Genomic DNA, 6,527 nt, shown 5'->3' on the forward strand with positions numbered 1-6,527 from the left:
CCCATCAGGTAAAATTCTCCTTAAAAAAAGATATTTTGGAGCTTTCCTCTGCCAATTTCGATATGGGCGGAGAGGCAAAGGAGAAAATCCCCTGCGATTACAAAAATGAGGATTTGGATTTAGGTTACAATGCCCTGTATATTCTGGATGCCTTGAAGCAGATAGATGGGGACGAGGTCATGTTTGAGCTGTCCACCCCGGTATCTGCCGGAATGGTCTATTCAACCCAGAAAAAAGAAGACGAAGAATATCTCTGCCTGATAATGCCTTTGAGGTTGGTGGAGTAGGAGAGTAGGAATAGGCAAGTCAGGGAAACCCGCCAAGGGCAGGTAGGAAATGCCTGTTCTGCGACGGAATGTGTCTCACAATCTCAAAAAGAGCAAATCATGAAACACTTAATTACAGTAATGTTCGTGCTGGGTTTTTCTCTTACTCAGCTCTCTTGTGCAAGGCATGAGGCTTTCGATGAAGTGCAGGTTCGGAAGTCCATTGAAGAGGCGAATGCTATGTATAGCGAAGCGATACGACAGGGTAATGTGGATGGCGCAGTTGCCTTGTACACGGATGATGCCACCATGGTCCCGCCTGACGGTGAGATAGTTAAGGGAAAACAGGCGATCGAGGAATTGTATAAGAAATTCTTCCAGATGGGAGTGAAAGATATCGTATTGACCACTATCGAAGTGGGAGGCAGAGGTGACATGGCATACGAGATCGGCAAGACTAAAGTTCGGATCCAGCCAGAAGGCCAAGCAACCATGACAGATTCCACTAAATATCTCGTCATCTGGAAACGTCAAGCCGACGCCACATGGAAGGTCCATGCAGACATTTGGAATGTCAGCGCGCCGATGGCTGGTAAGTGACGAACGCCATAAACGCTAATCTCATTCCCATGATCCTCGTGGGAAGGAGTTTCTGGGGTCAGTAGCCCGTAGATCTTATTGCCGGGTAGCTATCGCAACCCGACCTACAATCTGTCTGATAATGCCTCTAAGGTTGGTGGAATAGTTCAATATCTGAGAAGACTGTAATATATTGTCAATTATGGCCAGCAATTCGGATTCTGATTGAAAAATGGTTTAGGTCCCTGCTTGAAAAGAAAAGCTACAAGATAGACTGTATCAGCAATATTGACGTTGCAGTCTCCGTTAGCGTCCCCTCTCCATCGAGGATCAGGCGGTGGCCCACCCTTAAAAAGATAATTCACCAGAAACACTACATCAGCTACCGTGACTAAGCCATCAGAGTTTGCATCCCCGGGTTTGAAAATATGATGCTGAGCAAAAATCTTTATCAAACGTTCCTTCTCCCAGGTCTCCAGTCCAGGATAATTCTGCCAGTAATCCATAAAATCGGTTATGGTCTGGGGCTTTTGATTTCTAAAGATATCGAATATCTTAGACATCTCATAAGATAACTCGTAATACTCTGTTCCACTACGCTCATCCGGATAATCGATATTCAAATCCTCCATATCATACCAGGCACTTGCCACAGCGCCTTCGACAAAAGATCCGTTAGTATTTCTTCCATCAGGTCCAGCCCACCAGTCATTATCTTCCAGGTCCCTAAAATTGTACTTTAGATACCAAGCTTTTCTATCTGTTGATAAGGTGTAGGGGACACAACTTAAGAATTCAGCCCAGCCTTCGTCAAAGGCACAAGCGGGTGAAGAGCGAGTATCAGGTGAATGGAGTGAAGGGCAGCCCGTGGTATGAAAAGAGTTAATATTCCAGGCTTTCAGATGTATCAGATGTGCATATTCGTGAACCGGAACATCTAATCTGTACGCAAAATTCGGCGCACCCATGCTTGTAAGGTGAATCAAATACCTCTGCCCTAAAGAGTCGAAATAACTAAACGCAGGGCCATTTAAATCATTGTAATCGTACTGGACCTGAACTGGTGGTGTATCCCAGGGAGACGGAGGTAGGCACTGGAAGAAATATTTGGTTCTAGCAAGATAATCAAAGCCATAACAAGCTCTGGCAAACGCAGTATCTTGTTCCTGTTGTGATTCTTCGTTCTTTATTACGTGCATGTAATTATCTGGCCCCATAGTGTCAGAAAATGTATATTCTATAGAGGAACTATCATAGTTATAAACACGGATCGAGCTATCTTGATCAACTAACTGGAACTTCGCACAGATAGGTTCGTTGACGAATACGAGGAACGTACCAAAATAACCATCACTATTTGTATACATTGGCGGCACAGCAAAAGAGTCACCAGAAGCATCCCAGAACGTCACGAGTGCATTCTTTACAGGAATTGTATCAGGATAAAAAGAATACCCAGCATACTTATCATCATAATTTACATATTTCAAGGTTCCACCAACATCTACATTCTGGCAGTAAGAAGACAGAGTTTCAGCCAGAGGGAAGGAAGGTGGGCCCAGAACATTATAGTTAGAAATAGTTCTGACTCTGAAATAATATCTGTCAACACAGGCTAAACCGTCCACGGTCTTGGCATTGGCGGCACAGGGGAAAACTGACCTGCCGACTTCTTCGACATTGTAATCTGTCAATGTGTCTTTGTTTCTATTGCCCTCCAACCTGTAACCTATGCATTGGTCATCGTATGACCGAAGCCAGAGGAGATCTATTTCTCTTGAACCCCAGCCGGTGCTCGCCCACACGGAAGCGGGTGGATCTGGCGGTATGTGATAGCGCACCTTTAACGTCCAGCTTACCAATGTACCAGATCCTATAGGGTCACAATCTGCTATCATTAACTTCCATTGGGTTCTCGCTTTCAATGGGAAAAAGGTTGCAATTCCATTTCTTATATAAGTGCTTTGCGAAATATCCCAAAAGGTTTCCCTGAAGGTAGTGTCATCTCCATATTGCAGAATCGCTATCAAATCGGTCGGGTAGGGGTGTGAGAAAGTAATAGATATGTCTACTGTTAGAACTACAGCTTCCTGATTCGCTACATTAGTCCAGACATTGTCCTCTACCCAAGTGCAGTTGTCTGGAATACTTAAACCCGGAGAGTTAGATACAGTTATGGAGTCATCAAAAGCTTCTGACAGCTCAGGTAGACAAAAGAGCAGAATGAAAAATATTACCTGAAAAGCTCTTAAGAAAATTTTATCATTTTTCAAGCTGCACCCCCTTCTTTCTGTAATAATTGAAGAATGTTTCGTATGCTTTTTGTCCCTTGGCGATAAATAACAGTTTGCCATCCTTCAGCAGATTATATTGTGCACTGAAACTGTCATTCTTTGGTTTTACCCCGTCTTTAGGAGGTTCCTCTATTCCGAGCCCAATACTATTCCAACCCACACGAGGTGGAACTGCCATAAAGGAACCTTCCAAAGTGTCGCCTTTATTGATTGGGCCCGGGATCATCTTAAAGCTGATATTAGCACCATCACGAGTGATGAGCTTTAATCCCTCTGGATACTCCACCTTGGTGACGACTCGATAATCGACTATGGAGGTGTCGTTCAAAGAAAGAGTAGGCACTATATGAAAAAGGTTCGTCACGTATTGACCATTGAATTTGATGTAAATGTCTTTGTTTGTGATAAGAGGATGGTTGGGTAAATCGTTTTTTGGAAAGCCGCCTCTGTTTGAAAGATGAACCAATTCTCCACTTTCATTAAAGCCGAAATAGAAACGAGCTTCTCCAGTTATTAAAGCTATCCCAATTCCATGTATTCCTACTTCTCTTGGAATAACGGTTATGCTTCCTTCATAAATATCTCCTTTCTTAATAGGAGGTAACCATCTTGGTTCGATTTGAGTAAAATCCATATTCCCTTCGTCAGCAATTACAAATAAATTAGGGGTCTCTTTAGTCGTCTCCCAGCAGGATTTTAACTTTACATAAATCTTGGAGGGTTTATTTATCTCAGGCAAAGGATCAAATTTTATCTGCCGCAGGAAAGGGCTTCTTCCACAGGAATCTAAAGGCATATCCCATTTATATTCGAAAATCTGTTTGATCTCCTGCTTTGGCGGTTCATGTTTAGTTACCGGTATATTTGGCCTTTCAGCCGTAACCGGATTCTTTTGACCGTTGGAGAAAATCAAGCCTGGCAAGACCCAGAAAATCCCGAACGTAACCACCAATAAAACTATTAAGCCTAAAAAGAATTTTGTTTTAGCGTTCATAACTGTCCACTCCTTTAAGACTTCTAAAAAGGGTTTAGAGTTTTTCAAGCTTCACCCCCTTCTTCGCATAATAGCTGGAGAGCGTGCGGTACCCCTTTTGTCCCTTGGCTATAAACAGGAGTTGCCCATCCTTTAGCAGATTGTATTGCGCACTGAAGCTGTCATTTTTCGGCTTGATACCTTGTTTGGGTGGCTCTTCCACACCCAAACCGATACTATTCCAGCCCACACGAGGTGGAACCGCCTTAAAAGAGCCTTCCAAGGTATCGCCTTTATTGATTGGGCCCGGGATCATCTTGAAGCTGATATTGGCGCCATCACGGGTGATGAGCTTAAGTCCCTCCGGATAATCCACTTTGGTGACTACTCGATAATCAACTGTAGAGGTATCGTTTAAAGAAAGGGGGGGAGATATGTGAAAAAGATTAGTAACATATTTTCCGTTAAATTTTACATAGACTTCCTTATCTGTTATAGCAGGATGATTTGGCGCATTACCAATAGGGAAGTTGCCTCTGTCTGAAAGATGAACCAGTTCTCCATTCTCGTTAAAGCCGAAATTGAAGCAGGCCCAACCAGGGTCAAAAAAACATATCCTATATAGTCCAACATCTCTGGGGATTATGGTGATACTTCCCTCATAGATATCACCTTTCTTAATGGGATATAACCACCTAGGCTCTACCAGTTGAGGAGAATCCAAAATATTTTCATCAGAGTATACTCTAAAGAGAGGACCTTCTTTATAAATAGGATGGCTTCCTACAGGACTTGCATTTTGATCCCAACAGGATTTTAACCTTACATAAATTTTTGATGGTTTATTTAACTCTGGTAAGGGGTCAAACTTAATCAACCAGAAATATGGGTCCCTTCCATGACATGAATCCAAAGGCATATTCCATTTATATTCGAAAACCTGCCTAATCTCCTGTTTGGGCGGCTCAGGTTTTTGGGTTGTATCTCTTCCAGGGAAATTGGGTCTTGGGGCCGTCACATCTATCTTCTGACCGTTGGAGAAAATCAAACCAGGCGAGAACCAGAAAATTACAAACACAAACAGCAATAAAACTGTTAAGCCTAAAACAAATTTTGTTTTGTTATTCATAACAACTCCTTTTTAGCTTTTTCTTTCTACTTCCTTGAAACAACCTCTTTGTCTATAGACTTGAGTTTACCTTTTTCATCAAAATTAAAAATTACCTTGAAATCTTTTTTTCGAGGAACCGATGTCGCAAGTTGAGGTACCTCCTCAACCCTCAGAACAAAATACCCTTGTCCAACCCTGGAGGGCAGAATCTTAAACCCACCTTTATAACGATACCCTGAGCTTATAACGCCTGAAACTTTTTCAGGCATTTGTATTATGTCAAGCCCCTGAGAACCAGTCAGTGAAATCCTCACATCCCGCGGTATTGGATCCTTTACAGTTATTCCATAAAATACGCGAGAAGTATCGTTCAAAGATAATGGGGGTATGATTCTGAGATTACCAATAATCTCGCCCTCTTCGTAATTCAGGATAATCCTGTCATCCCCAATCCTAGTCTCTCTTCCCTGCAGCTTGAGTAACTTCCCTGAATCATCAAAACTAAGAAAAATATGGAAAATTTGTTCTGGACTTTCTGTGCAGGCCCTGCTGGTGGTGACCTGGATCGCCATTACGTAATCTCCGGGCTTATCTGGTTTAAAACCGAATTTCCCCTGATAAATATCATCTTTCTTGATGGGTGGAATCCATCTCGGCTCGATCTCACTGCACTCAAACGGACCCAGTTCACCTGCCTTGCTCCAGGTGTGCATAATGTTGAACGAAGGCTCTTGATAGCAGAATTGATGAGCCTGAAATTTAACATCTACTGTTGTAGCTTTGCCCAGCTCTGGCAAGGATTCAAAGACAAATTGGGCTGAATATGGGCAACCCTTTATCTGTTCCTCGTTCAACTGAACGCCCCATTGATAATTAATTGTATCCCGAATCTCCTCTGCACCAAAGATGTAACACGGTGCAAATAGCCAGAGGATAAACATTAATAGTTTAAATCCATACTTAACCATTTTCTTGTTCCTTTCCCAAAAATAAGAATTTCTAACGTAATCCATTACAATTATTTGGTCAGCAAAAGAGAATTGGATAGTCTGCTGATTCTCCTTCCTTCTTTTAAGCGATAAATATTGAGTTTTATCTAAATTAAGAATAAAGCTTCTAAAAAGATTGTCAAGGAAAATCTTCGTTTCCCTTTATCTAAAAAATTTAGTTAACTCCAAGAAAAATAGTTGCTTATTGAAAGCAGAATCGTTATATTTAGACCCCATGCAAATCAGGGATAAAAAAGGGCCAGAAAACATAGGCTCGGTTCTTGGGAACTTATTAAAGGACTTGGGCTTAGAAAA

6 protein-coding genes are annotated in these 6,527 nt (G+C 42.1%); 2 read left to right on the forward strand and 4 right to left on the reverse strand.

Annotated features, from left to right (window positions below; translation table 11 throughout):
• Together MUP17_08120 and MUP17_08125 are read left to right on the forward strand one after the other, a co-directional pair.
• A partial coding sequence (locus tag MUP17_08120) for a DNA polymerase III subunit beta (GenBank protein ID MCJ7458942.1) occupies positions 1-287 on the forward strand: 287 nt, incomplete at its 5' end.
• A 183-nt stretch (positions 288-470) separates the two neighbouring features.
• A complete protein-coding gene (locus MUP17_08125) occupies positions 471-866 on the forward strand; it encodes an SgcJ/EcaC family oxidoreductase (GenBank protein MCJ7458943.1) in 396 nt (131 codons plus the stop codon).
• Positions 867-1,045: 179 nt separating this feature from the next.
• On the opposite strand, the gene MUP17_08130 is transcribed toward MUP17_08125, so the two are convergent.
• Genes MUP17_08130 through MUP17_08145 form a run of 4 tightly spaced genes read right to left on the reverse strand, consistent with a single transcriptional unit; the run spans position 1,046 to position 6,191 of the window.
• Entirely contained in the window at positions 1,046-3,118 is a 2,073-nt protein-coding gene (locus tag MUP17_08130) for a dockerin type I repeat-containing protein (GenBank protein MCJ7458944.1), read from the reverse strand.
• Positions 3,108-4,133 carry a hypothetical protein gene (locus MUP17_08135; GenBank protein ID MCJ7458945.1) on the reverse strand — a complete coding sequence of 342 codons (1,026 nt, stop codon included), beginning with the start codon at positions 4,131-4,133 and terminating at the stop codon, positions 3,108-3,110. Before MUP17_08135 ends, MUP17_08130 begins: the two co-directional genes overlap by 11 nt.
• 34 nt (positions 4,134-4,167) lie before the next feature.
• The gene (locus MUP17_08140) at positions 4,168-5,241 is read right to left on the reverse strand and encodes a hypothetical protein (GenBank protein MCJ7458946.1); all 1,074 of its coding nucleotides are present in this window, start codon (positions 5,239-5,241) and stop codon (positions 4,168-4,170) included.
• A 26-nt stretch (positions 5,242-5,267) separates the two neighbouring features.
• Positions 5,268-6,191 carry a hypothetical protein gene (locus tag MUP17_08145; protein ID MCJ7458947.1) on the reverse strand — a complete coding sequence of 308 codons (924 nt, stop codon included), beginning with the start codon at positions 6,189-6,191 and terminating at the stop codon, positions 5,268-5,270.
• Between the last annotated feature and the right edge of the window lie 336 nt (positions 6,192-6,527).

The organism is Candidatus Zixiibacteriota bacterium, from assembly GCA_022865345.1.
Taxonomy (GTDB): domain Bacteria; phylum Zixibacteria; class MSB-5A5; order MSB-5A5; family RBG-16-43-9; genus RBG-16-43-9.